The 26002-nt window shown below is 44.4% G+C and carries 26 protein-coding genes; 15 read left to right on the top strand and 11 right to left on the bottom strand.

The window, feature by feature from the left end; translation table 11 throughout:
- Nucleotides 1-88: 88 nt before the first annotated feature.
- Together tsf and rpsB are read right to left on the bottom strand one after the other, a co-directional pair.
- Entirely contained in the window at nt 89-934 is an 846-nt protein-coding gene (gene tsf, locus OCV30_RS11760) for a translation elongation factor Ts (RefSeq protein ID WP_009847419.1), read from the bottom strand.
- A 137-nt stretch (nt 935-1071) separates the two neighbouring features.
- Nucleotides 1072-1803: a 30S ribosomal protein S2 gene (gene rpsB / locus OCV30_RS11765; protein WP_009847420.1), complete on the bottom strand. Its 732-nt coding sequence runs from the start codon at nt 1801-1803 to the stop codon at nt 1072-1074.
- Between the two features lie 457 nt (nt 1804-2260).
- Between rpsB and map the strand changes: the two genes are divergently transcribed.
- The 3 genes from map (at nt 2261) to OCV30_RS11780 (ending at nt 6502) form a co-directional block, all read left to right on the top strand.
- On the top strand, nt 2261-3139 hold the full coding sequence (gene map, locus OCV30_RS11770; RefSeq protein ID WP_012604605.1) for a type I methionyl aminopeptidase: 879 nt from the start codon (nt 2261-2263) through the stop codon (nt 3137-3139).
- 139 nt (nt 3140-3278) lie between these two features.
- Nucleotides 3279-5900 (top strand): bifunctional uridylyltransferase/uridylyl-removing protein GlnD, encoded by a 2622-nt coding sequence (gene glnD / locus OCV30_RS11775; RefSeq protein ID WP_065679078.1) that lies wholly within the window; start codon nt 3279-3281, stop codon nt 5898-5900.
- Nucleotides 5901-6118: 218 nt separating this feature from the next.
- Complete coding sequence (locus OCV30_RS11780; RefSeq protein WP_004734354.1) at nt 6119-6502, top strand: DUF3461 family protein; 384 nt, start codon at nt 6119-6121, stop codon at nt 6500-6502.
- 161 nt (nt 6503-6663) lie between these two features.
- On the opposite strand, the gene truC is transcribed toward OCV30_RS11780, so the two are convergent.
- Nucleotides 6664-7413 (bottom strand): tRNA pseudouridine(65) synthase TruC, encoded by a 750-nt coding sequence (truC, locus tag OCV30_RS11785; protein WP_065679079.1) that lies wholly within the window; start codon nt 7411-7413, stop codon nt 6664-6666.
- Complete coding sequence (locus OCV30_RS11790; RefSeq protein WP_012604609.1) at nt 7413-7727, bottom strand: YqcC family protein; 315 nt, start codon at nt 7725-7727, stop codon at nt 7413-7415. The genes truC and OCV30_RS11790 overlap by 1 nt, the downstream gene beginning before the upstream one ends.
- A gap of 87 nt (nt 7728-7814) precedes the next feature.
- On the opposite strand from OCV30_RS11790, the gene OCV30_RS11795 reads away from it, so the two are divergent.
- Together OCV30_RS11795 and OCV30_RS11800 are read left to right on the top strand one after the other, a co-directional pair.
- Entirely contained in the window at nt 7815-8855 is a 1041-nt protein-coding gene (locus OCV30_RS11795; RefSeq protein ID WP_065679080.1) for a DUF3549 family protein, read from the top strand.
- A gap of 84 nt (nt 8856-8939) precedes the next feature.
- Nucleotides 8940-9248, top strand: a complete 309-nt coding sequence (locus OCV30_RS11800) for a DUF3301 domain-containing protein (protein WP_009847426.1) — start codon at nt 8940-8942, stop codon at nt 9246-9248.
- Here the strand turns inward: OCV30_RS11800 and OCV30_RS11805 are convergent.
- Nucleotides 9214-9732: a GNAT family N-acetyltransferase gene (locus OCV30_RS11805; RefSeq protein ID WP_065679081.1), complete on the bottom strand. Its 519-nt coding sequence runs from the start codon at nt 9730-9732 to the stop codon at nt 9214-9216. The genes OCV30_RS11800 and OCV30_RS11805 overlap by 35 nt on opposite strands.
- 768 nt (nt 9733-10500) lie before the next feature.
- Here OCV30_RS11805 and OCV30_RS11810 point away from each other — a divergent pair.
- Nucleotides 10501-10788 (top strand): hypothetical protein, encoded by a 288-nt coding sequence (locus OCV30_RS11810; protein WP_065679082.1) that lies wholly within the window; start codon nt 10501-10503, stop codon nt 10786-10788.
- 54 nt (nt 10789-10842) lie between these two features.
- Nucleotides 10843-11286 carry a YaiI/YqxD family protein gene (locus tag OCV30_RS11815; protein WP_009847429.1) on the top strand — a complete coding sequence of 148 codons (444 nt, stop codon included), beginning with the start codon at nt 10843-10845 and terminating at the stop codon, nt 11284-11286.
- A 277-nt stretch (nt 11287-11563) separates the two neighbouring features.
- Here OCV30_RS11815 and OCV30_RS11820 read toward each other — a convergent pair whose 3' ends face one another.
- The 3 genes from OCV30_RS11820 to OCV30_RS11830 form a co-directional block, all read right to left on the bottom strand.
- Entirely contained in the window at nt 11564-13150 is a 1587-nt protein-coding gene (locus OCV30_RS11820; protein ID WP_009847430.1) for an AbgT family transporter, read from the bottom strand.
- A gap of 387 nt (nt 13151-13537) precedes the next feature.
- Nucleotides 13538-13663 (bottom strand): type B 50S ribosomal protein L36, encoded by a 126-nt coding sequence (ykgO, locus tag OCV30_RS11825; protein ID WP_009847431.1) that lies wholly within the window; start codon nt 13661-13663, stop codon nt 13538-13540.
- Between the two features lies 1 nt (nt 13664).
- Nucleotides 13665-13925 carry a type B 50S ribosomal protein L31 gene (locus OCV30_RS11830; RefSeq protein ID WP_009847432.1) on the bottom strand — a complete coding sequence of 87 codons (261 nt, stop codon included), beginning with the start codon at nt 13923-13925 and terminating at the stop codon, nt 13665-13667.
- A gap of 124 nt (nt 13926-14049) precedes the next feature.
- Here OCV30_RS11830 and tsaA point away from each other — a divergent pair, with 124 nt between their 5' ends.
- From tsaA to OCV30_RS11865, 7 genes are all read left to right on the top strand, one after another.
- Nucleotides 14050-14745 (top strand): tRNA (N6-threonylcarbamoyladenosine(37)-N6)-methyltransferase TrmO, encoded by a 696-nt coding sequence (tsaA, locus tag OCV30_RS11835; protein ID WP_065679083.1) that lies wholly within the window; start codon nt 14050-14052, stop codon nt 14743-14745.
- 101 nt (nt 14746-14846) lie between these two features.
- The gene (locus tag OCV30_RS11840; protein ID WP_065679084.1) at nt 14847-16562 is read left to right on the top strand and encodes a proline--tRNA ligase; all 1716 of its coding nucleotides are present in this window, start codon (nt 14847-14849) and stop codon (nt 16560-16562) included.
- Between the two features lie 149 nt (nt 16563-16711).
- Nucleotides 16712-18088: an IS4 family transposase gene (locus OCV30_RS11845; RefSeq protein ID WP_261879028.1), complete on the top strand. Its 1377-nt coding sequence runs from the start codon at nt 16712-16714 to the stop codon at nt 18086-18088.
- A gap of 176 nt (nt 18089-18264) precedes the next feature.
- Nucleotides 18265-18954: a tellurite resistance TerB family protein gene (locus tag OCV30_RS11850; RefSeq protein WP_065680096.1), complete on the top strand. Its 690-nt coding sequence runs from the start codon at nt 18265-18267 to the stop codon at nt 18952-18954.
- Nucleotides 18955-19160: 206 nt separating this feature from the next.
- Nucleotides 19161-19364 carry a YaeP family protein gene (locus OCV30_RS11855; protein ID WP_009847436.1) on the top strand — a complete coding sequence of 68 codons (204 nt, stop codon included), beginning with the start codon at nt 19161-19163 and terminating at the stop codon, nt 19362-19364.
- A gap of 1 nt (nt 19365) precedes the next feature.
- Complete coding sequence (locus tag OCV30_RS11860; protein WP_009847437.1) at nt 19366-19557, top strand: DUF4250 domain-containing protein; 192 nt, start codon at nt 19366-19368, stop codon at nt 19555-19557.
- A gap of 236 nt (nt 19558-19793) precedes the next feature.
- Nucleotides 19794-20120 (top strand): hypothetical protein, encoded by a 327-nt coding sequence (locus OCV30_RS11865; protein WP_009847438.1) that lies wholly within the window; start codon nt 19794-19796, stop codon nt 20118-20120.
- Nucleotides 20121-20363: 243 nt separating this feature from the next.
- On the opposite strand, the gene glyA is transcribed toward OCV30_RS11865, so the two are convergent.
- Nucleotides 20364-21614, bottom strand: coding sequence for a serine hydroxymethyltransferase (gene glyA, locus OCV30_RS11870; RefSeq protein WP_009847439.1), 1251 nt, complete (start codon nt 21612-21614; stop codon nt 20364-20366).
- Nucleotides 21615-21961: 347 nt separating this feature from the next.
- On the opposite strand from glyA, the gene OCV30_RS11875 reads away from it, so the two are divergent.
- Entirely contained in the window at nt 21962-22564 is a 603-nt protein-coding gene (locus OCV30_RS11875) for a YitT family protein (RefSeq protein WP_017096802.1), read from the top strand.
- Between the two features lie 180 nt (nt 22565-22744).
- On the opposite strand, the gene treC is transcribed toward OCV30_RS11875, so the two are convergent.
- Nucleotides 22745-24430, bottom strand: coding sequence for an alpha,alpha-phosphotrehalase (gene treC, locus OCV30_RS11880; RefSeq protein ID WP_065680095.1), 1686 nt, complete (start codon nt 24428-24430; stop codon nt 22745-22747).
- A gap of 138 nt (nt 24431-24568) precedes the next feature.
- Entirely contained in the window at nt 24569-25993 is a 1425-nt protein-coding gene (gene treB, locus OCV30_RS11885) for a PTS trehalose transporter subunit IIBC (protein ID WP_065680094.1), read from the bottom strand.
- Nucleotides 25994-26002: the final 9 nt, after the last annotated feature.

Consider the following 26002-nt stretch of genomic DNA (forward strand, 5'->3'; position numbering starts at 1 on the left):
CATAACAGCTAAAAGCCGGAAATAATTCATTATTCATAAAAAGACCGCAGCATTTGCCACGGTCTCTTTTCAAACAATACGCTAAGGATTAACCTTTTTGTACCGCTGCAACTTCGTCTGCGAAGCTCATTTCAGCTGCTTTCTCGATACCTTCACCAACTTCTAAACGAACGAAGGTAGTAACTGATGCGCCTTTCTCTTTAAGAATGTCAGCAACAGTTTTCTTAGGTTCCATGATGAAAGCTTGACCAGTAAGAGATACTTCGCCCGTGAATTTCTTCATACGGCCGATAACCATTTTCTCAGCGATCTCTTGTGGTTTGCCTTCGTTCATAGCGATTTCAACTTGAACAGCTTTTTCTTTTTCTACTACGTCAGCAGGTACGTCAGATGGGTTAACGTACTCAGGCTTAGAAGCAGCAACGTGCATAGCGATGTGCTTAAGCGTTTCAGCTTCGCCTTCACCAGCAACAACAACACCGATTTTCTCGCCGTGACGGTAAGAAGCTAGTGCAACACCTTCAACAAGCTCAACACGACGGATGCTGATGTTCTCACCGATCTTAGTTACTAGAGCGATACGTGCGTCTTCAAACTTAGCTTGAAGTGCAACGATGTCTAGACGTTCAGCTAGAGCAACTTCAGCAACTTCGTTAGCGAATGCAAGGAAACCTGCATCTTTAGCTACGAAATCAGTTTGGCAGTTCACTTCAAGAAGAGCAGCAACGCCAGCTTCTTCTTTAATGATGATTGCGCCTTCAGCAGCAACGTTACCAGCTTTTTTAGCTGCTTTCGCTGCGCCAGATTTACGCATATTTTCAATTGCTAGCTCGATGTCGCCTTCAGCAGCAACAAGCGCTTTTTTACATTCCATCATGCCCGCAGCTGTGCGTTCACGAAGTTCTTTAACTAGAGCTGCAGTTACAGTTGCCATTCTCTATTCCTCAGTAAATTCTAAAAAAGATAAAAAACAGGGGCCTAATTAATTGGCCCCTGATATTGACTGTATTCAGTTCTTAAGCCATCGATTATGACCGCTTAATATGAACTAAATATGGCTCAGAGCCGCTATTATTCAGCTTCTACAAAACCGTCTTTTTCAGCAGCTACAGCAGCAACATCTTTGTTACGACCTTCTTTAACCGCGTCTGCAGCAGCGTTTAGGTAAAGCTGTACTGCACGGATTGCATCATCGTTACCAGGGATAACGAAGTCAACACCGTCTGGGTTAGAGTTAGTATCAACTACAGCGTAAACTGGGATACCTAGGTTGTTTGCTTCTTTAACTGCGATGTGTTCGTGATCAGCATCGATAACGAATAGAGCGTCTGGAAGGCCGCCCATGTTCTTGATACCACCAAGAGACTTCTCTAGCTTCTCCATTTCACGAGTGCGCATTAGAGCTTCTTTCTTAGTAAGCTTGTCGAAAGTACCGTCTTGAGCTTGCGCTTCAAGTTCTTTCAGACGCTTGATAGACTGACGAACAGTTTTGTAGTTCGTTAGCATACCGCCTAACCAGCGGTTGTTAACGTAGAACTGGTTGCTGTTGATAGCAGCTTCTTTAACAGCTTCAGATGCAGCGCGCTTAGTGCCAACAAAAAGAACTTTACCTTTCTTCTCGCCAACTTTAGCGATTTCAGCTAGAGCGTCGTTGAACATTGGTACAGTTTTTTCTAGGTTGATGATATGTACTTTGTTACGAGCACCAAAGATGAATGGCTTCATTTTTGGGTTCCAGTAACGAGTTTGGTGACCGAAGTGAACACCAGCTTTAAGCATATCGCGCATTGATACAGTTGCCATTTTAAAATCCTCTATGGGGTTAGGCCTCCACATCCCCCATGAATCCGACCCCTAACAACTAACCACTTTTCAGCCGTTATCTGTGTTGTTGAGGCACCCCGGAACATGTGTCGGAATGTGTGTGATTTAAAGAAATAAGTTAGTGGACACAAAGCTTGTTTCGCCAATTGGAGAAAACAGTCCTGATGTCCGGCGCGCTTTATACCATATTTTGTCTATCTATGGCTAGAAAAAAATCCAAAAATGGCGACTGCTATACTGTAGCCTATTAGTGGATTTCACCGATAAATCGCGGCCTAATCAAATCGATTCAGCATCGTCTTACAGCGCAATATCGGCTTAAGTTAAGTAGTATCCACCAGCATTGTATGGATATGGGAATGTTGCGCTAAAATGCTGCACTGATAGAATAGCCCCAATATGCACACTTAGGTGCTACCAAATTAAGAGATATGCAATGGCTGTAAAAATTAAAACTGCTGAAGAAATTGAAAAAATGCGCGTCGCCGGCAAGCTGGCTTCTGAAATTTTAGAGATGATTGAACCTCACATCCAAGTGGGTACAACGACAGAAGAGCTTAACCAAATCTGTCACGAGTACGCTCTAGAGAGAGGCGCATACTCAGCACCACTTGATTACCACGGTTTCCCTAAGTCTATCTGTACGTCTATCAACCACATCGTGTGTCATGGTATTCCAGCATCACAAGATGAGACTGGTAGCACAGGTCAATTCAAACCTGCAGTATTGAAAGATGGCGATATTCTAAACGTTGATATCACTGTGATTGTTCCTGATGACGAAAATGCAGACCTAAGCACTCGTCCGCAAGGTTACCATGGTGACACATCTAAAATGTTCCTTGTGGGTGAAGTTTCACCAGCAAACAAACGTCTATGCATGGTTGCTCAAGAAGCACTTTACGAAGGCATGCGTCAGGTTAAACCAGGCGTTCAACTTGGCCAAGTTGGTACTGCTATCGAGAAGTACATCAAGACAAACAACAAGAATAACCCACGCGCTAAGTTCTCTATTGTAAAAGATTACTGTGGTCACGGCATTGGTTCTGAGTTCCACGAAGATCCACAAGTCGTTCACTACAAAAACAGCGATCGCACAGTGCTAAAAGCAGGCATGTGTTTCACAATCGAGCCAATGATCAATGCTGGTAAATTTGGTTGCCGTCTAGATGACGAAGATAGCTGGACAGTGTACACAGCTGACAGCAAGAACTCGGCTCAGTGGGAACACACATTAGTTGTGACTGATACAGGTTGTGAAGTACTAACACTACGCAGCGATGATACGATTCCACGTATTATGAAGAATGCTTAGTTCAACAAACTGAACACCTCAGACTTTTGAAAATATCCTCGCATTGCCGAGGATATTTTTTTATCCGCTCAATTTCGATTTTGCATCAGCTTCTGTTAAATTGTTTACTATTCTCATTTGCTTGCACGGATAGCAGACTATGCCTTATCAATGCCCTATTACGTTCAATGACGAACAACTTGAAATCTGCGAATTAAAAAATCAGCTCGAAATCTTCACGCAGTATCAAAAGAGTGAATTTCTAAATCATCATCCAGTTACCGATTTGGTTCTGCTGCGCTCCGAATACATGGATTTGCTTCTCAATCGTTTATGGGAACATTTCGGATTTAGCAAATTGCCACATATCGCACTGGTCGCAGTAGGCGGCTATGGCCGTGGTGAACTACACCCTTTATCCGACATTGATATTCTCATCGTCTCGCAAAAAACTCTGCCACCAGCACTAGGTGAGAAAGTCAGTCAATTCATCACCCTATTGTGGGATTTGAAGCTAGAAGTCGGCCACGCAGTGCGTACCATTGCCGAGTGTCTTGAGATCGGCATCGATGATTTAACCGTTGCGACCAACTTGCAAGAGTCACGTTTACTATGCGGAAGCGAAGACACCTTTCAAGAGTTAAAGCTTAAGATTCATTCCGATTCATTTTGGCCAAGTGAGACCTTCTACAAGGCGAAGATTCAAGAACAGAGAGAGCGTCACGCTCGTTATCACGACACAACTTACAATCTAGAGCCGGATATCAAATCAACTCCGGGCGGGCTCAGAGACATCCACACTCTGAGTTGGGTAGCACGTCGCCACTTCGGTGCGACTTCTTTGTTAGAAATGAGCAAGTATGGCTTTCTTACCGATGCCGAATATCGTGAACTCGTGGAGTGCCAAGATTTCTTATGGCGCGTTCGCTTTGCATTGCATATCGAACTACGCCGCTACGACAATCGTCTTACCTTCGCACATCAGGCTCAAGTAGCCGAACATCTTGGTTATACCGGTGAAGGCAATCGTGGTGTCGAGATGATGATGAAAGAGTTCTACCGAACACTTCGTCGTGTAGCAGAGCTCAACAAGATGCTGCTTAAGCTGTTTGACCAAGCCATCATTAACGGTGGTCAAACACAAGAAGCCGAGATTCTCGACAATGACTTCCAACGTCGAGGTTCATTAATCGAAGCGCGTAAGCCAGCCCTATTCCAAGCACGGCCAGAAACGATTCTCGATATGTTTATCCATATCGCGAATGACTCGACGATCGAAGGGGTAAGCCCACCAACATTACGACAACTGCGAACGGCGCGTCGCCGATTGAACCGCTTCCTGCATACCATTCCTGAAGCTCGTGACAAGTTCATGGATTTAGTTCGCCACCCCAACGCACTGCACAAAGCTTTTAGCTTGATGCATAAACTGGGCGTGCTATCGGCGTACTTACCGCAATGGAGCCAAATTGTCGGCCAAATGCAGTTTGATCTGTTCCACGTTTACACCGTGGATGAACACAGTATTCGCCTGCTCAAGCACATTAACCGCTTTAGCCAAGTAGAGAACCACGACAAACACCCAATTTGTTGTGAAGTGTACCCTCGAGTTCAGAAAAAAGAACTCCTGATCCTAGCCGCAATCTTCCACGACATCGGAAAAGGCCGTGGTGGAGACCACTCCGAGATCGGTGCTGTTGAAGCTTACTCTTTCTGTATTGAGCATGGACTATCGAAGCCTGAAGCCAAACAAGTTGCGTGGCTAGTACAAAACCACCTGTTAATGTCAGTGACCGCTCAGCGCCGTGATATCTACGATCCGGATGTGATTACCGAATTCGCCAAAAAAGTTCGCGATGAAGAGTCACTTGAGCTGCTGGTTTGCTTAACTGTCGCTGATATCTGTGCAACCAACCCAGAGCTCTGGAACAGCTGGAAACGTACCCTACTCGCAGAGCTATTCCATTCTACGCAGCGAGCACTGCGTCGCGGCTTGGAAAACCCAGTCGATGTCAGAGACCGTATTCGTCACAATCAACAAATGGCATCTGCACTGCTGCGTAAAGAAGGTTTCTCCGCTCGTGAAATTGAAGTGTTGTGGCAGCGTTTTAAAGCTGACTATTTTTTGCGTCATACACACACTCAAATTGCTTGGCACTGTGAGCACCTACTTCGCTTAGAAGATCCGAGCCAACCTTTAGTACTTATCAGCAAAAAAGCAACACGAGGTGGTACAGAGGTATTCGTATACTGTAAAGACCAAGCGGCACTTTTCGCAACCGTTGTTGCCGAGCTCGACAGACGTAACTTTAACGTTCACGACGCACAGGTCATGGTCAGCAAAGATGGTCACGTTTTGGATACCTTTATCGTACTTGATCAGCATGGTGAAGCGATTGATGAAGCAAGACACAAAGCCGTTGCGAAACATCTAACTCATGTTCTAGCTGATGGCCGTCCAACTAAGATTAAGACACGTCGCACGCCTCGAAACTTGCAGCATTTCAAGGTAAAAACTCGGGTTGAGTTCCTACCAACTAAGAGCAAGAAGCGCACCTTGATGGAATTGAGAGCTCTTGACACACCGGGTTTGTTGGCTCAAGTCGGCGCAACCTTTGCTGAGTTAGACATCAATTTGCACGGCGCTAAAATTACCACCATCGGCGAACGTGCAGAAGATTTGTTTATTCTGACCAGTGACGCGGGAGGAAGGTTGTCTGAAGAGCAAGAACAAGCCTTAAGAGAAAGATTAACCGAGCACGTTTCAGAACTCGCACCTTAGAAAGCTAATTTAGAGCTAGAAATAAGTTGTGACGAGGAAACAAGTTTAGCTCTAGGAGCTGCTTTAATAGCCAAATAAGTGTGGGCAAAGATAGAGAGCGATCTTGCCCACAACTTACAATCAATTCACAGATATCAACTATCTAGCTCGTCGTTAGGCTGCTACATTGATCAAGTCAATTACATAAAAGTATTACATTCATAACCTAGAGGTCGCTTATGTATCCAAACCTCACTGGCTTAGGTATCCACGAACCTAAACAGATTGAACGTTACTCCCTTCGCCAAGAAGCGCACAAAGATATCCTGAAGATTTACTTTCGTAAGCAGAAAGGTGAACTGTTCGCGAAAAGCGTTAAGTTTAAGTACCCGCGACAAGTAAAAAGTGTGCTTGTTAGCGGCGGCAATAATCAATACAAAGAAGTGACCGAGATTAACCGCAACCTCACTCTTGTGATTGATGAACTCAACAAGATCACCAAACCGACGCCAACGGCTGAGGTGGATGTGAAGCAGAAGATCCTTACTGACTTACGCCATCTAGAAAAAGTGGTATCAAGCAAGATCGCAGAGATCGAAGCCGATCTAGAAAAACTTAAATGATCCCGCGATTAACTGTTAGCGATTAACGATTAACTAACCTACATTAGTTATGCCGTTAAGGTCGCACAGACATCAAAAAGGGCTGATATCACTATCAGCCCTTTGTTTTTATTCTATTTTCTCTATTCACTTAGACTCGCGATTGCTTAAACACGCGTGACTTACTTCGACAAGCAAGTTTGAGCATCGATTAAGTTGGCATTCCACTCAAAAGTTTCAAACAACCTTAACCACGTTTCATCTAAGTTCGCCTTCATCACCAACTCTTCTTTAGTGAAAGGATGAATGAAGCGCAATTCAGAAGCATGCAGCAACAGACGGTGTGAGTCTAAATCATCACGGAACAGTCGGTTATGCTTACCATCACCATGTGAAGTATCGCCCACGATTGGGTGTCTTAGATGAGCCATGTGACGACGCAGCTGATGTTTACGTCCTGTCTTTGGCATCATCTCAACTAAGCAATAACGACTGGTAGGAAAACGGCCTGTTGAATACGGCACTTCAACTTTAGCTAACGGCTCGTAAACAGTGACGGCTTCTTGTGGTTCTTTATCTTCTTTCGCGAACTTATCGGCGATCTTATCCAGCTCAACCTTAAGCGCATAATCGAGCGTATCGCCCTCTTCTATCCAACCACGCACAATCGCATGATAGGTTTTTTGCATCTCGTGGTTGGCGAACATCGGCATCACCTCAGAGGCAACTTCACTCGACAGAGCAAACACCAATACGCCAGACGTTGGACGGTCTAAGCGATGCAGAGGAAATACGTGCTGACCAATTTGGTCGCGCAGAGTCTGCATCACAAACTGAGTCTCGTGTTTATCCAACCATGAGCGATGCACTAGCATACCCGCAGGCTTATTCACCGCGACAAAATGCTCATCTTGATAAATGATCTCTAACATTACGCGCATACCTCATCAATGCTCTGAATCGTCACTAGCAGCTCAGCTTTGTCTGCCTCATTTTTCCACACTTCACCAAAATAAGGATGAATCGCAAAGCCTTTCGGTAGGCTCATTTGGGCATCCATCATTGCGTTGATCTTTACGATAAAGATCCACTGCAACCACTCTTCTGGCTGTAGCGAGTCAATCGCAAAAGGCTCAACGCTCGCCAAAGCTTCATCCGAAGGCGAAACATCACTCCATAGCGAACATTGGCGCATTTGTTGTTCTAATTGTTGAAGTAAAAGAGGTAACTTTGTGGCAGCTGTCATTTTTCACCAAGTTATTTATCTAGTGACCTTGAAATTGGGGCATAGAGTACCATCTATTTAGGAAAGAAAGTTAGGAGCTTTATTACTATGGAAACGATTCACACGCTCACTCAGTTGCTAAAGAATAGCGGTTGCCAATACGATATCTACGACCTCGGTCGTCGTATCCAAAAGATCGACAACACCCTATTCTCTGATGTTGAGCAGGGGAAACAGCCATACCCGTTTCCACTTCAAAAACAAGCTCACTTAGCGATTAGCTACTGGAACGAACACAAGCAACCTTGGATCTGGTTCCTAAAATTCAAACTCGATGAAAGAGGCTTACTGCATCAAGGGGATGTGGGTAATTTTCTTAAGTTTGTTATCGAAGCAATGGGCACGCGTTTGAACGGTGATATCAGCGAAGAGCAACAACAAAAGCTGTCAAACAACCCTTATACCTTCAAGCCTTCTGAAGACAAAATGGCCGTATTCCATAGCCAAGTAAGAGCAGGGTTAGACCTCGCGACGAGCCAATATTACGAGCACGCTCAGCATTACTTCACAGGTGAGCTTGGTTGGAATAACTGGAAAACGGTTGGCTTACAAGGTATCACAGATATGTGCGCGCGTTTAGGCAGCCAACAAAACGGTGTGTCAATTCGCAAAGCCATCAATAAGCTGCCATCAGAACCGCTATACGCGACGTTAGGTGCGCTTGAGCATACACAAATCAATGACAAACTCGCGCAACGCTTACAAGAGCTTGCAGAGAATGAAATCGCAAGCAAAGAGCCTGACTTGTTCTTACTGTCAGCTTTGGTTCGTGCCCTTTCCGGTGCAGAACAAGGGATCGCGAATAACATCATTAACCAAGTTCTCGCTAGTCCACGCTTAAGCCACCAAGAGGTGTTAATTGGTTTAGCTGGTCGCAGCTGGCACGCACTACAAGATCCAGCGATTGCCGAGCAATTCTTGTTGCGCCTCGCACAAACAGGCAACCAAAACCTGTTCAATCAGCTATTTGCAGATTTAGTGATGATTCCGACACTAAGAATGGTATTTTTGCCGTTGTTGAATTCGAACCCATCACCAGAACTCGCAAACGCATTGATTGAGTTACAACAAGCGGCTAAGTCGCAATAAAAACTAGACAGAACAGCTCAGTAGTTCGTAACAATAAGCTAAAAACACGATTGGAATAGAAAGATAAAAGGAAGTGTGGACTAAATGATAGATAACTTAGTGGCTATTTTGATGCTGTGCTTCTTTTGCTTTCTATTTTGGCAGCAGCGCAGGCAATCCGAGCTTGCGAAAGCTGCCATTGCGAGAAAGTGTAAAGAGCTCGACCTACAATTATTAAGTGTCGCCTTCAACGGTCATAAACTTAAGATGCGCCATGAGCTCACGACCATTTGGCGCTGGCATACTGTGTACCATTTTGAATTTTCGGCGTTAGGTGATGACCTGTACCAAGGAAAACTGACCATGGTGGGCTTCCGCTCTATGCGGTTTGAGCTACAGCCTCATAGAATGTAACGTCGCAGTGCGCGTTATAGCTATATTCATGATAAGGGCCAAACGAATCTTGTTTGGTTTCCTTAAATTCAAACCCTAGTTTTTCTAATAACTTAATCGATGGGTTGTGGCCGACATTCACAGTCGCAACAACATTCGTTAGGCGCTCTTCAAAACACACCAAACTTAAAAATGGTTTTAGCACCTCACTAGCAAAGCCGCGATTCCAATACTCTTTATCCAAAATAAAGCCAAGCTCATGCCTACCCTCTTCTGCTGAAATAAAGACATGTCCAAGATATTCACGGGTTTGGTTGTGGATGATAGCGCGGCAGAAGCCGACGTTGTCTTGCAGTATCTCTTGAAATAAGAACTTCGCAGAGGCAATAGAGTGCGGCCCATTCATTTCAGAACGATTAACGGGGCAGCAATTCAACTTGATAAAGTCGTGTTGTAGCTGTTCGGTATAAGGTATCAACAGCGTTCTTGAGGTTGCTATCGTCATAAAACACTCCTTGTGTTGACCATTAGCAGAAAAGCAGATGTCGCGATCTTAGATAAAAGCTCCTGAATTAAAGAGCCCCCTAGAGAGAAGAAAAGCCTCAGATAAAGAAAAGCCCCGACACCGAAGTGTCAGGGCTAGGGTCTTACTCGCAGCAGTCCGGCTACTAATAAATGCTCCATGCATCATCCATAATAGTGGCTGTAATCCTTCAGCTCTTTCCTTTACTTCGCCGTCCTAGCGGTGTCCAATCATCCTGAAAGCTAACAATCCTAGTTAGCGCACATCACTTGTTCCGTGAGCGGTGTCCTTTACATCGTCCTGATGCTAATCCAACCCTTTAAATCCTAAAGGTGTCCATTGTCATTCCGTTGCAGCTAACTTCCTGTTAACTGACTGTATCCCTACAATGTCCTTACGCTCCATGCTTGACTACTCAATCCTAAGTAACCAAATCTTCATCCTGAAGATAACCAAATCCTTGGTGCTTTCCTGTTCCGTGTCAGAATCCTTCCGACAAGGTTTAATTTACGCGATTTACGATTTGGGACAATAGATTTGCATCACACTTTGAATTCATTAAAGTTGTTAATTATATAAAACAACAAAAAATCAATCACTTAACCATATGCACCTCAATATATCTAGCAATGTATTCGTGTTATCTCACAACCTTTGTAAGAGATCTCTCACAAGCTATGGGCGGTTTTATGATTCGCTATCACTCACCAGAGCGAGTAAAATGGCTGAAGACTAAAAATGGAGGTCAACATGCTGACAAAAGATGTGTCTGAAGAGTTGAAATCAGTGCTTGAAGGACTGCAAGCACAAGGGAAAGAGCCTACAGTTGCTTTAGTTAAAGCTCGTATGAGTACATCGGTTCCGATGCCCGCTTTAATCACAACCATCAAGAGCTGGAAAGGCGCGAATCGCGTTCCTAAAGTTGAAGTCGCGACACAAGAAGAGCCTGCACTTGATCGTGTTAGCCAACTGGAAAAGCAAATCCTTGAACTTACCGCCCGCGTTGCCACGCTAGAAGCCAAGTTAACTGATCAATAAATTAACTGGTCAATAAGTTAACTGAGCAATAAGCTAACTGAGAAATAGAACACTATGAAAATATGGGTTGATGCGGACGCTTGTCCTAAGGTTATCCGAGAAACAATCGTACGCGCAGCTGAGCGCACAGGGGTTGAATGTACCTTCGTGGCAAACCATCTGGTTCCTGTCCCTAAACGCAATAACATCCACTCAATTCAAGTCCCAAGCGGATTTGATATTGCAGATGATGAAATCGTAAAACGCACTGAACCCGGTGATCTCGTGATTACATCCGATATCCCTCTCGCCGATGAAGTGATCACCAAAGGTGGTCAAGCACTTAGCTCTCGTGGCGAGCTCTACACCAAAGAAACCATCAAAGCGCGCCTGAACATTCGTGACTTTATGGATACCATGCGTTCAAGCGGCATCCAAACGGGTGGACCAAGCGCCCTCTCACAGACCGATCGTCGTGAGTTCGCGAATCACCTTGATCGCCTGCTAGCAAAGCGCTAATCATTAAGAAACATTGATATTCGTTCATAGCCAAAACCGTAAACCTGTAGATACGTTTGTCGACATACTCCGTTCTTGTTACTTAACACTTGATACTAAGTGTTACTTTAACGGAGTATTGATGATCCATCTTGCCACCATCTCTTCTTTTTAAATCATCCCAATTTTCTACACTCTTTCAGATCACTTTCCGTGATTGGTACACCATAATTTCGATCAAAAAAAACCTGCACGAGGCAGGCTTTAAAATCTAACAATATGACTTGTACTAACGTTACTACGGCGTGTAGAACGTTGCTGCACCTGGGCCTACTGGAAGACCAAACACGAACACCCATAGGTAGAACAAGATGCTCCAACCGAACATAAAGCAGATTGAGTATGGAAGCATTGTAGCAATCAGAGTACCGATACCAAGGTTCTTCATGTAACGCGTCGCTACAGCAAGAATAAGACCGAAGTAGCTCATCATTGGTGTAATGATGTTCGTCGTTGAATCACCGATACGGTAAGCTGCTTGAATCGTTTCTGGTGCGTAACCAACAAGCATTAGCATAGGTACAAAGATAGGTGCTGTTACTGCCCACTGAGCAGAAGCCGAACCGATCATTAGGTTAATGAAGCCACACATTAGGATAAATGCAAAGAACAACATTGGGCCAGTAAGACCGATATCTTGTAAGAAGCTAGCGCCACCAACAGCGATTACTTGACCAAAGTTAGTCCACTTAAAGAAAGCAACAAACTGTGCAGCAAAGAATACAAGAACAATGTACATGCCCATTGAAGACATAGACGTTGCCATCGCATTGATCACGTCACGATCGTTCTTCATTGAACCGGTAACTTTACCGTAAACAAAACCAGGAATAGCGAAGAATACAAAGATAAACGCAACAATACTCTTCAAGAATGGAGAACCCGAAACCGTACCAGACGCTGAACGTAGAACACCGTCAGCTGGAACGATAGTCCACGCTAGAAGTGCAGAAACAGCCAATACAGCAATACCTGCTAGTTTTAGACCTTTCTTCTCAACATCCGTCAGTCTGCCCATCGAATCATTTGATAAATCTTCAGAAGCTTCTTCGTCGTTGTATTTACCCAACTTAGGTTCAACAATCTTCTCAGTTACAAATGCACCTGTAATCGCGATGAAGAAAGTAGAAACAAACATGAAGTACCAGTTTGACTCAGGACCAACCGTGTAAGACGGGTCAATCATCTGTGCCGCTGTTTCTGTAATACCAGAAAGCAGTGGGTCAACCGTACCGATAAGTAGGTTTGCAGAGTAACCACCTGACACACCAGCGAATGCCGCAGCAAGACCAGCAAGAGGGTGACGACCTAAAGAATGGAAAAGCATTGCTGCTAGTGGAATAAGTACCACATAGCCAAGCTCTGATGCTGTGTTAGAGATAATACCTGCAAACACAACCGTTACTGTAACCATACGCTTAGAAGCACCCATTACCATGCCACGCATTGCAGCAGATAGTAGACCTGAGTGTTCAGCAATCGCTACACCAAGCATAGCAACAAGTACAGTACCTAGTGGAGCAAAACCAACAAAGTTCTTAACTAAGTTAGTCACAATAAGTTGTAGACCTTCTGCGTTAAGCAGACTTACAACGTGGATCATGCCGTCAGCAGCACGACCTTTAGCACCTTCTGGTCGAGGGTCCATAACAGACACTTCGAAGTAACCAGCAATACCTGAAGTAACGAGGATTGCTAAGCAGAAGATTGCGAAAAGAGTGATTGGGTGGGGTAATAGGTTCCCCAAATATTCAACGCCATCTAAAAAGCGAGTAAAAATAGGTTTTTTAGGCGAATTGTTTTTTATTGAAGCTGATGAACTCATCAGTTCCCTCCTTGTAGTGATTCCTGTGCAATTGTGACAAAGATGTTTAAATTGCCCGCGCAGATTACTCGACAAAAGGGTCAATTAGAAATCGTAAATGTTACAAAGTGTGTAACAAACCATTCTTTTTAACTTAATAAAAACAAAAAATTAGCAAATAACTCCAATTAAAGTATGAAAGTTAGGTTTATAGTTGGTATGGATGCATTCATTCGGTTTATGCTTGCGCTTGTAAGCCATTGATAAAGTGACAAATAAGAAACAGCGTACGCTAAGTGAGCACATACTCTCCTGCAAAGTTCCTCTCGAAGGAAAAGAAAAACAGACAAATGAATGAAGTTTGACTTTCCCCTCGTTTTTACACTCATGTCACATCAAATTGACTGACTATTTTTGAACCGCTTTGAATCTCGGGTTGGATTTGCAGATGACATAGAGACGGCCTCTACGCTTTACTATTTGGCAATCTGGGTGACGGCTTTTCGCACTTTTCAGTGATTTCACAACTTTCATTCTATTTCGCTCCCTTACCTAATTGACCAAAACGACGAGTGAAGTTCGCAACGCGTCCCTCTTTATGTAGCACTCGCTGTTTACCCGTATAGAAAGGATGCGACTTTGACGACACCTCAATCGTGAAGTAAGGATAAGTATTTCCGTCTTCCCATTCGATAGTGCGATCTGTTTTCAATGTTGATCCGATTAAGAAGTACTCATCGACACTGGTGTCATGAAAAACCACGGGGCGGTAATCAGGGTGGATATTCGGTTTCATTGTATTTCCCTTAAATGGCTAATTTGATATGTTATAACATATCAAATGATAATTATTATCAAAAGAAAAACAAGTGATTTTATGATATTTTTCCGTCTTAACTGAAACCAGAGAACACCTTGCTATGTACACCATTGAACCTGTTGGCTTTATTGAGTCTCCTTATAAAGAGAAGTTCGCTGTGCCAAGACAGCCTAGGTTAGTACCCACTTCTACCTCAAGAGTAAGGCTAGTTGAAGCAGCGAACTGCCTTGAGTCTGTTCGTGATATTGAACAATTTAGCCATGTGTGGTTGTTGTTTTTGTTCGATAAGAACCTTGAAGCAGGATGGAAACCAACCGTGAGGCCACCTCGCCTTGGCGGGAACGAACGTATTGGTGTATTCGCGTCTCGTGCCACATTCAGACCGAATGGAATAGGCATGTCTGCAGTTGAACTCAAAGGGGTATCTCAAGAAAAGGGACAAACTTGGTTGGACTTGGGCAGTGTTGATCTCGTTGACGGCACACCGATCATCGACATCAAACCTTATATCCCCTACTCGGATTCAATTCCCGATGCACTAGGGGGGTTTGCCGCCGATGAACCAGCAGTGCTCGACGTTAACTTCTCGCAACAAGCGCAAAGTAAGCTCGCAAGCCACCCACAAGCACGCCATATCATTCAGGTGATCAAAGAAGTATTAGGCCAAGATCCTCGCCCTGCCTATAAGAAAGGGAAACCTGACAACAAGGAATATGCGGTAAATTTGTTCGATCTTAACGTGAAATTCGTGGTTGAAACGCTTTTCATCAATGTAACTGACATTGAACGCTTTTGAGATCCCAAATAGGCTGATATTATATGCGGCTATATCAGATTTGCTGTGGTTACGAACGACAGCAAGTTTTCTTTTATCAATGATGAAACGGATACCATAGAATGCGTACCAGTAACTACCTTCTTTCTACTCTGAAAGAGACTCCAAACGACGCAGAAGTTATCAGCCACCAGCTGATGCTACGTGCAGGTATGATCCGTAAGCTAGCTTCAGGTTTATATACTTGGCTACCTACTGGTCTACGTGTACTGCGTAAAGTCGAAAATATCGTTCGCCAAGAGATCGATAATGCAGGTGCCGTTGAAATCTTGATGCCCGTAGTTCAACCGTTTGAGCTTTGGGAAGAGACTGGCCGTTCTGAAAAGATGGGTCCTGAGCTACTTCGTTTCACAGACCGTCATTCTCGTCCATTTGTTCTTAGCCCAACAGCAGAAGAAGTGGTAACGAGCCTAGTACGTAACGAGATCAGCTCTTACAAACAGCTACCTCTAAACCTGTACCAAATCCAGACTAAATTCCGTGATGAACGCCGCCCTCGTTTTGGCGTAATGCGTGCTCGTGAATTCTCTATGATGGATGCGTACAGCTTTGATATCGATAAAGAAGGCTTAGAAAAGTCTTACCAAGCGATGCACGATGCTTACTGTAAAGCATTTGACCGCATGGGCCTTGAGTACCGTCCAGTATTAGCAGACTCTGGCGCAATCGGTGGCAGCGGCTCTCAAGAGTTCCACGTTCTTGCTGAAAGCGGCGAAGACCTAATCGCATTCTCTTCAGAATCTGATTACGCAGCGAACATCGAGAAAGCAGAAGCACTAGCTCCAACGACTGAAGCGGCAGCGCCAACTCAAGAGATGGAACTGGTTGATACGCCAAACGCAAAAACAATCGCAGAATTGGTAGAGCAACACGGTTTAGCAATCGAGAAGACAGTTAAGACTCTATTCGTTAAAGCTTCTGATGAAGTAGACGCTGATATCATCGCGCTAATCATCCGTGGCGACCACGAGCTTAACGAAGTGAAAGCAGAGAACCTTCCACAGGTTGCTTCTCCGCTAGAGATGGCTTCTGAAGAAGAAATCCGTGCACTTGTTGGTGCTGGTCCTGGTTCACTTGGCCCTGTTGGTCTAGAGCTACCATTCATCGTTGACCGTTCTGTTGCTGTAATGAGTGACTTCGGCGCTGGCGCAAACGTAGATGGTAAGCACTACTTCGGCATCAACTGGGGGCGTGACGTAGAGCTTGCTCAAGTTGAAGACCTACGTAACGTTGTTGAAGGCGACCTTAGCCCATGTGGTCAAGGTACTATCCAACTTAAGCGTGGTATCGAAGTTGGTCACATCTTCCAACTAGGTAATACTTACTCTAAAGCAATGAACTGTAACGTGCTTGGTCCTGATGGTAAGAGCGTAATCCTAGAAATGGGGTGTTACGGTATCGGTGTTTCACGTGTTGTTGCATCTGCTATCGAGCAAAACCACGATAAGTTCGGTATCACTTGGCCAGACGCACTAGCACCATTCCAAGTTGCTATCGTACCAATGAACATGCACAAATCTGAGCGCGTTAAAGAAGCAGCTGAGAAGCTCTACGCTGAATTAACGGCTATGGGAATCGAAGTACTATTTGATGACCGCAAAGAGCGCCCAGGTGTTATGTTTAAAGATATCGAGCTAGTGGGTATCCCTCACACTATCGTTATCGGTGATCGCAGCATGGACGAAGGTAACTTTGAATACAAAAACCGTCGTACTGGTGATAAAGAAGCAATCGCTATGGACACGGTTATCGAGCACCTTACAGCTCAACTAGCTTAGTAATCCGATTACTCGCTAGATATACATTGAAAGGCTACCATTAGGTCTGTCTCTTATACACAAATCCCTAAGCCACGCTTGGGGTTTTTTTTTGAACTATTTTTAGGTTTCATGATCTGATCATCTAAGCAATGACAAGGATGATTATCATGACCTATATAGAGCCAACCCTTTGGGCACAAAAACAGTTCGGTCAAGCCCACCTTAATGACCCTAGACGCACTCAAAGACTCGTTGCTCTCGCAGCCTCACTGGCCGAGCAACCTGGCGTACCCGTCTCGAAACTCATTATCTCCCCTGCTGAAATGGAAGGGGCTTATCGCTTCATCCGTAATGAGCAAATCAAAGCAGAAGATATCGCAGAGGCGGGTTTTTATGTCACTGCACAAGAAGCATTAGAGCAACAGACACTTCTTGCCTTAGAAGACACCACTTCTCTCAGTTACTCCCATCGCAGCATTCGAGATGAACTCGGGCACTCCAATCAAGGCAATCGACATCGCGCCATGTTCGTACACTCAACCTTACTTTTTGCTCCCGACACTCAATCTGTTATTGGTTTAATTGAACAACAGCGCTGGACTCGTGATATAGAAAAGCGAGGTCAAAGGCACCAGCATGCGACTCGACCATACAAAGAGAAAGAAAGTTATAAGTGGGAACAAGCCTCTCGCCATGTCGCTGAGCGACTTGGCGATAAAATTTCGGATGTCATTTCTGTGTGCGATAGAGAAGCCGACCTATTTGAATACCTCACTTACAAGCGAGAGCAACAACAAAGGTTCCTCGTTCGCTCAATGCAAAGCCGCTGTATTGAAGAGCATGATAATCGTCTTTATAGCTATGCCTCTACCCTGTTATCAGCCGGAGAGAAAGTGCTCGAAATACCGCAAAAAGGCGGTCGTAAAGCTCGCAAGGCTCATTTAGATATCAAATATGCCCCCGTGACACTCAAGTCTCCTGCTAACAAGAAAGAGTTCGATAACATTCCGCTTTACTACGTGGGATGTATAGAACAAGGAGAGAGTGGTAATAAGCTCGCATGGCACTTACTGACTTCAGAGCCGATAACGAGCAAGGAAGAGGCACTCAAAATCGTCAGTTATTATGAGCGGCGCTGGCTAATAGAAGATTTTCATAAAGTCTGGAAAAGTGAAGGGACTGAAGTTGAGCAACTGAGAATGCAAAGTAAGGATAACTTAGAAAGGCTCAGCGTCGTTTTGGCTTTTATCGCGACTCGGTTACTCCAATTGAGGTTTATGAATGAATCAGACGAGTTATCTAAGACCAGTTGTGAGCAGGTATTAAAAGGCAAAGCGTGGAAGTTAATGTGGCTCAAGTTGGAGAGCAAAAAACTACCGAAAGAAGCGCCTAATATATCATGGGCTTACAACGGTATTGCTCGGTTAGGTGGTTGGAAGAATACCAAGCGAACAGGTCGCGCTTCTATAAAGACGTTATGGCAAGGATGGCTTAGGTTACAAACCATCCTTGAAGGGTATGAACTCGCTAAGTCTCTTGATTAACCAGACTTGTGATCAAGAGACAGACCATTAGGTGGCCTTTTTTGTGCCTGTCGTTTCTCTTCAAACTCCCTTCGATTTATCACCAGAGTAAATAACGTAAGTTAATCCCCTGTTCATCTTTAAATCCGTATATTGGGTTCATCAACTCTTTAGACACGATTACATTGGAGGTATCGATGGATATCAAAAGCTTACTTAACCAAGTACTTAAGTCAGATCTCGTTAAACAAGGTACTCAGAAGCTTTCCCAAGGCTCTTCAAGTTTAAGTGGCCTAACTCAAGGCGGCAGTGGTAAGAATATCAACAAAAGCACGCTCGGAGCCTTCGGCGCTGGCGCAGTGGGCGGCGGACTCTTAGGTGCGTTAATGGGCTCTAAGAAAACCAAGAAAATGGGGAAGAAAGCCGCTGGTATTGGTGGCGCAGCGGCACTTGGCGCACTCGCTTACAAGGTCTATAACGACTATCAGTCGAAACAAGGCCAAGCACCGAATTCCGAACAAGCTCAATTTGATGAGAACGACTCAAACCATAGTGTGCTGATTCTAAGATCGATGATTGCTGCGTCCAAAGCCGATGGTCATGTCGATGAAGAGGAGATGGCAAAGATCGAGCAAGCGGTCGAAAATATGGGCGCCGATTATCAACTGACTAAATTGGTCTCAGAAGAGCTGCACAAACCACTCGATCCAAGTGAAATTGCTCAATTAGCAACGTCACCTCAACAAGCGAGTGAGATCTACTTAGCCTCTTTGATTGTAGCGGATGAGCAGAACTTTATGGAGAAGGCTTACCTCAAAGAGTTAGCAAAGCAGCTCAACTTAGCTGATGAGGTCGCTCATCAACTTGAACAGCAGATCTCTAGTTAAGCGGTAATTATCAGGCGAATCAGTAAATATCACGCTAAGCCGCAAATATCACGCTAAGTAACAAGTTAGCAAAGTGATACATTGAGCATCAACAGAATGAGATATTGAGCAAGAACAAACTAACTCTGAACTTAGTCAGATCCACTTTGTTTTTGCTTATCTCTATGTGTATATTGAGATCAGTTATCATTTGGTTAGGTATAAAAATGAAAGTATACGATTGTTGTGATTTGGTGCGTGAACTGTATTCTCAAATTGGCAGTGGCGACCAAGGCTATATCCCTAAAGCGATCACCTGCGCGGTAAAAACATTGAACGACCTTGCTGCAGATGAATCTCTTCCTAAAGAAGCAAGAGATCGTGCTGCATTTGCCGCAGCGAATCTACTGATCTCAGATTTCGAGGACTAATATGAACCTCGCTAACTTTGAAAAGATGGATCCTGTGATGTTGATGAGCATCGTCAACATGAAGCTGCGTGACGACTTCGGTGGTGATTTAGATCGAGTAGTCAACTTCTATGAAATCGACAAAGCTGCATTGACCGCAAAACTTGCGTCTGCCGGTTTTGAGTTTCTTCCTGAAGCAAAACAGTTTCGATAGTCATTTAGAACAAACTTAAATTTTAAAGACCAGCCTCTGTGTTGGTCTTTTTGTTTTTTGGCGGGTACATAATAGGCTAAAAACTAATAAACTTATTAGAAATTATCTGTTTGCGCCTATACTTTTATATCCTAGAGTCAGCTAACGCGCCTTGAATCAAAGCGTGTTGTTGTATAGGCTACTCCAAACAGCATATAAAACTCATCACCAAATTCGATGATATCGAAGGACTAACAATGAAAAGACTCGGACTTTTAGCCGTTATCGCAGCCGTATTTACCGCAGGTTGTGCTTCAAATACTCAACAAGACAACTTCCGTGAAGCCTCTTTTGAGCTGTGTAATACTGAAGTCGATATCTACTCTGTAAGCCATGATGAAAGAGTACGTATCGTCTGCTCTGACGGCTCTAAATTTGCCTTAAACAGTGAAGATACGCTAGAAATTATGCGCGATATCAACATCGACTATTGTGATGGAGAAGGCTTAGGTAAATTCAACGAAAGCCGTCACTACTACTCTTTCAAGTGTAAGTCAGGCACCCTACTTAGCATTAAAAAGTAGAAGCGACACAAGAAAGCGATAAAGCAGTAAAGGGTTGATGTGAAAGCATTAGCCCTTTTTAGTACCTGCCTTTCTGTATTCTCAGATAACCTAACTCTCATACCTACAGATACAAAAAAGGCCCCAACAGGGACCTTTAAATCAATTTCAAAGTAGTCGTTTGAAATTCTAGGAGAGCACGCGGAGCTTACGGATGTAAGTGAGCATGCTCGACAACGAAGTTCAAATTACTACGCAGAAAAATTATGCGTAAACAGGTAGACGCTTACAGATATTTAGTACTTTCGCTTTAGTTGCTTCAATAACAGACTCATCACCCATGTTATCTAGGATGTCACACATCCAACCTGCTAGCTCTTTCGCGTCTGCTTCTGAGAAACCGCGACGAGTGATAGAAGGAGAACCGATACGGATACCAGAAGTAACGAACGGGCTACGCGGATCGTTTGGTACTGAGTTCTTGTTAACTGTGATGTTAGCTGAACCTAGTGCTGCATCTGCTTCTTTACCTGTGATGTCTTTGTCGATTAGGTCAACTAGGAACAGGTGGTTCTCTGTAGAACCTGAAACGATGTTGTAACCGCGTGCTAAGAATTCAGCAACCATTGCTTTTGCGTTAGCAACTACGCGAGCTTGGTATTCTTTGAACTCTGGTTCTAGAGCTTCTTTGAACGCTACTGCTTTACCAGCGATAACGTGCATTAGAGGGCCACCTTGGCCACCTGGGAATACTGCTGAGTTTAGTTTCTTGTAAAGATCTTCGCCTTCGTTAGAAAGGATAAGACCACCACGAGGACCAGCAAGCGTTTTGTGCGTTGTCGTTGTTACAACGTGAGCGTGTGGAACTGGGTTCGGGTAAACGCCTGCAGCGATTAGACCGGCAACGTGAGCCATATCTACGAAGAAGTAAGCACCTACTTTGTCAGCAATTTCACGCATGCGCGCCCAATCACAAACTTGAGAGTAAGCTGAGAAACCACCGATGATCATCTTAGGTTTGTGCTCGATAGCTAGCGCTTCCATCTCTTCGTAATCGATTTGGCCTGCTTCATCGATACCGTAAGGAATGATGTTGTAAAGCTTACCAGAGAAGTTTACTGGAGAACCGTGAGTTAGGTGACCACCGTGTGCTAGGCTCATGCCTAGAACAGTATCGCCAGCATTCAGTAGTGCCATGTATACAGCGTTGTTTGCTTGAGAACCTGAGTGAGGTTGTACGTTCGCGTATTGAGCGCCAAACAGTTCACATGCACGTTCGATTGCTAGAGTTTCAACTTTATCTACGAACTCACAACCACCGTAGTAACGCTTACCAGGGTAGCCTTCAGCGTATTTGTTTGTAAGTTGAGAACCTTGAGCTTCCATTACACGTGGGCTTGTGTAGTTTTCTGAAGCGATAAGTTCGATGTGCTCTTCCTGACGAAGAGTTTCTTCTTGGATAGCTGCGAATAGGTCCGCATCGTAATCAGCAATGTTCATGTCACGCTTAAGCATCTGTATCTCCTGACTCAGATTGTACTGAAAGTTTCAAAAAAACCACACAACGACCGAAAGCAAACGTTTCCGTCACCGTTTTGATGTGACGCATTCTACATAATTTGATCTAGGTCATAAAGAGCTAATTGCAATTTTATCATGCAGTTTTTTCATAATCACAAATAAGATTCATCATGGTTATTGAGCTTATCCAACCAAAGATGACGCTTACTGTCAATTTTACGCTTTACACCCTGTAAAACGCAGATTACATAGGTTTACCTTAATTTTGCACCTCAAGCTACCGAAAGCTAAGGTTTTTCTCTACTATGCACGCCTTTATTGGTTAGGTAATTATAAAAACGATGGAAAAACACTCACGTAAAGAAGATTGGGTAGCCATTCTTACTGGCACGTTTTTAGTGGCGTTAGGCGTCTTCTTTTTACAGTCAGCAAATCTGCTTACCGGTGGTACTACTGGCTTGGCTCTGCTTTTGAGTCAATTCTTACCTGTAACCTTTGGTATTTTGTACTTTGTTGCCAACTGTCCATTCTATTTATTAGCTTGGAAACGATTTGGTCGTAGCTTTGCCATTAGCAGTGCAATTGCTGGCGCTTTAGTGTCTGTTTTTGCCGATCATTTATACCTAGTTATCTCACTAGAAGTTCATAACGAAATCTACTGTGCTGTTGCTGGTGGCTTACTAATGGGCTTAGGTATGCTAATCCTATTCCGTCATCGCTCAAGCTTGGGTGGCTTCAACGTACTGTGTTTGTTTATCCAAGACCGCTACGGTATATCAGTAGGAAAAACTCAGATGTGCATTGATGCTTGTATTCTGTTTGCATCCTTCTTCTTTGTATCACCTTGGGTGATTGCCGTATCTGTATTAGGCACCGCAGTATTGAACATCGTATTGGCAATGAACCACAAACCAACTCGCTACTCGGTGAATTACGCGTCTTAGCGTTCATTACCTGCTCTGTCGTTACTGGCACTCGATACGCAAGTTTTTCGCAAGCAAACTCGAGGCACGATTAATCCATACATCAGTAAAACAAAAAGGCTTTGGGAAGCACTCCAAAGCCTTTGTAGAGGCCTAATTCTTAAGGGGAATAGAACTAGGCTTATAGAAATAGAAACAAGGTTAATCTTCAATCAAGAGAATACGAGTCTCGTAAGGTCGCAAAACTTGATGATGAGACGCCACTAAACTCTCGCTCACTTGATAATTAGACAACAAGCTCTTAGCCTTCGCCATCTCAAAACGTTCAGGTAAAACGCATTCAGCCTCTTCACCATAGTAGTTGTTAATGCACAACAGAGTTTGTCCTTCACTCTCACGAACATACGCAAAAATGGATGGATGCTCAGGCAGAAGGTCTTGATAGCGACCATGAGTAATCACCGGTACTTGTTTACGTAACTCAATCAAAGCCTTATAGAAGTAAAATACAGAATCTTTATCTTCCAACGCTTGCTCGGCGTTGATTTCAGTGTAGTTATTCGCCACATCAAGCCATGGTTGAGCTTGTGAGAATCCAGCGTAAGGCTCACTATTCCATTGCATTGGTGTACGAGAATTATCACGAGATTTCTGCGCTAAGATCGTCATCATATCTTGATGATCCACACCATCACGGTTCACCATGATGTCGTACATGTTGGTGCTCTCTACATCACGATACTGGCTGATCTCGGTGTAACCCGGGTTGGTCATGCCAATCTCTTCACCTTGATAGATATAAGGTGTGCCTTGCATCATGTGGACAGACGCAGCCAACATTTTAGCCGACTCAACACGATATTGTTGATCGTTGCCCAAGCGGCTCACGACTCGTGGTTGGTCATGGTTACACCAGAATAGTGCGCCCCACCCTTTTCCGTTTAAGCCAGTTTGCCAATGATTGAAGATCGATTTGAGCTGTAAGAAATCAAACGGCGCATTGGTCCACTTTTCACCATTAGTGTAATCAACCTTAAGGTGGTGGAAGTTAAACACCATTGATAGCTCGCTGTTATCAACGTTTGAGTATTGCTGACAATGTTCCAACGTAGTTGAAGACATCTCACCAACCGTCACGCTACCGTATTTCTGGAATACTGCTTCGCTGATTTCTTTCAGGTATTCGTGCACTCGTGGGCCATCGGTATAGAAACGGCGACCATCACCGATATCATCATTAGGGAAATCTTGCTGCTTTGAAATCAGGTTGATTACATCTAAACGGAAACCATCGACACCCTTCTCAGCCCAGAAGCTAATAACATCTTTCACTTCTTCACGTACAACCGGATTCTCCCAGTTAAGGTCGGCCTGTTCTTTTGCAAATAAGTGCAGGAAATATTGCCCAGTCGCCTCATCTATCTCCCATGCATTACCACCGAACTTCGACTGCCAGTTGGTTGGTGCTTGGCCTTTCACAGGGTCTTTCCAGATGTAGTAATCGCGGTATGGGCTGTTTTTGTCACCCAATGCAGACTGAAACCATGCATGATCTGTTGAAGTATGGTTGACTACAATATCCATCACGATGCGGATGCCACGTTGGTGCGCTTCAGACAATAACAGGTCGAAGTCTTCCATGGTACCGAATTGAGGGTTTATCGCGTAGTAGTCTGAGATATCGTAACCATTGTCGATCATGGGTGACGCGTAGACTGGGGTTAGCCAAATCGCATCTACACTCAAATGTTTGAGGTAATCCAGTTTCGAAATGATCCCTTTGATATCGCCAGTACCCTTACTGCCACTGTCGCAGAAGCTCTTTGGGTAGATTTGATAGATGGTCGCGGTTTTCCACCAGCTTTCATCATGTTCAGTCATCGCCATCTCTAACACTCACTTACCAGAAAATATAAAATAAAAATCACCATGCAAATCATGGTCGAATAGCCGTTATAACTGAGAGAAAAAGCTATAACTAAGAGAAAAGCGATGACTCAATTGAATCATCGCTTGTTAAATGCATTACGCGTTGGCGGTTTCTAGCTCGCCTTTCATCTGTGCTCGTTTATAGAAGAACAATGTCAGCGTTATCGGTAGTACAATCGCCACCAGCATCGCGACTAAGTAAATCGACCAATATTGAGGTTGAATCGATAAGATGCCCGGCAAGCCACCAACACCGATACCATTCGCCATCACACCTGCACTACCACAGATTGCAGCCGCTGCGGCACTGCCGATCATTGCGCTCAGCATTGGGAATTTGTATTTAAGGTTGATGCCGTACATCGCTGGTTCCGTCACACCTAAGTACGCAGAGATTGCCGCAGGTACCGAGATGTCTCGTTCGCCTTCGCGCTTACTCAAAATGATGATGCCGACAACCGCTGAAGCTTGTGCAATGTTTGATAGCGCAATCAAAGGCCAGATTGGTGTGCCACCTAAGTCTTGCATCAGTTGTAAGTCCACAGCGTTGGTTGTGTGGTGAATACCCGTAATAACCAAAGGTGCGTATAGGAAGCCAAAGACCACTGAACCAAGAACCGCGAAGTCACCTGTCATTGCCACTTTGGCAGCGAATGCCACACCATCACCCAACATACGACCGAATGGGCCAATAAAGGCGTGAGCCAGAATCACAGACAAGATGATCGAGACAAATGGCACGACAACTAGGTACAGATAAGAGGGTACAATGCGCTTAAGGTTGGTCTCAATGAAAGCCAGAGCCACGCCCGCTAACATCGCAGGGATCACCTGAGCTTGATAACCGACTTTCTCAATCACGAACAAACCAAAGTCCCACACCTCAGGTACCGATTTACCTATCATGTAAGCGTTCATCAATTGTGGGGAAACCAAGGTCACACCGAGCGTGATACCCAAAATAGGGGTTCCGCCGAGTTTCTTAACCGTTGCCCAACACACACCAACCGGTAGGAAGAAGAAGATCGCTTCGCCAATCAACCACAAGAAAGAATGAACGGTAGCCCAGAATTGGCTTACCTCAACCAAGGTTTTGCCGTCGAACATGCGAATGTCGCCAATCACATTACGGAAACCAAGAATCAAACCACCCGTAATAATGGCAGGTAGCAGTGGTACGAAAATTTCGGCTAAATGGGAGATACCACGCTCAAGGAAGTTCATGTTCTGGCGAGCCGCTAGTTTCGCCTCATCTTTTGATGATGCATCTTTACCGGTTTGCTCAATAAGAAGGGCGTACACCTCATCAACCTCGGTGCCAATAACCACTTGAAATTGACCTGCGTTAGTAAAGCAGCCTTTTACCAGCTTAAGCTTCTCCAATTCTGCTTTGTTCGCTTGTTCCGTATCATTCAATACAAAACGCAGTCGAGTCAGACAATGGCTGACACTCGCAATATTCTCTTTGCCACCGACTAACTCGATAAGACGCGCAACGTCTTGCTTCGCTATCTTACTCATACTACCCCA

It is taken from the genome of Vibrio atlanticus (genome assembly GCF_024347315.1).
Taxonomy (GTDB): Bacteria; Pseudomonadota; Gammaproteobacteria; order Enterobacterales; family Vibrionaceae; genus Vibrio; species Vibrio atlanticus.